General features: G+C 73.6%; 1 protein-coding gene. It reads left to right on the top strand.

Going from position 1 to position 817, the window contains the following annotated elements:
* Positions 1–817, top strand: an 817-nt coding sequence (locus tag AC02VZ_RS26035) for an IS1380 family transposase (protein ID WP_476476561.1), incomplete at both ends; no start/stop codon positions are given.

Below are 817 nucleotides of genomic sequence, written 5' to 3'. Positions count from 1 at the left end.
GGCGGTCGCGTCGGGCGGGGACTGCCTCGCGGATGTGGGCATGCTGCGGGCCGAGCCGGCCGTGTTCGGGCCGGTCGCATCCGATCCGACGGTCTCCCGCCTGGTCGACGCGCTCGCCGCCTCCGGGGAGAAGGCGCTGCAGGCGATCCGCTCCGCGCGGGCCCAAGCCCGCGAGCGGGTCTGGCGCCTGGCCGGCCAGGCGGCGCCCGACGTGGGCGGGACGGTCACCGTCGACCTCGACGGGGTTCTGGTGATCGCGCACTCCGACAAGGAGGACGCCGCACCGACCTGGAAGCGGACCTGGGGCCATCACCCGCTCATGGCGTTCGTCGACCACGGCCCCGGCGGCACCGGGGAGCCCGTCGCGGCCCTGCTCAGGCCGGGCAACGCGGGATCGAACACCGCCGCCGACCACATCACCACCACCCAACTCGCCCTGGCCCAACTACCGAAGGAGTTCCGGCGGGGCCGGCGGACCCTGATCCGCACCGACTCCGCAGGCGGCACCCACGACTTCGTGGCCTGGCTCGCCCGGCGGGGGCGGTGGCTGTCCTACTCGGTCGGCATGGTGATCACCGACGCGATCCACAGCCACGTCCTGAAAGTGCCGGCCTCGGCCTGGACGCCGGCTGTCGAGGCGGACGGGGAGATCCGGGACGGGGCCTGGGTCGCCGAGCTCACCGGCGACGTCCTTCACGGCTGGCCGAAGGGCATGCGGCTGATCGTGAGGAAAGAGCGTCCGCATCCCGGGGCCCAGTTGAGGCTCACCGACGCGGACGGCATGAGGCTGACCTGCTTCGCGACCAACACCGCCGGT

The sequence above is a fragment of the Streptomyces sp. 3-6 genome, from assembly GCF_056323165.1.
Note: the sequence above shows the minus strand (reverse complement) of the source record. Positions and strands in the feature narration are given on the sequence as shown.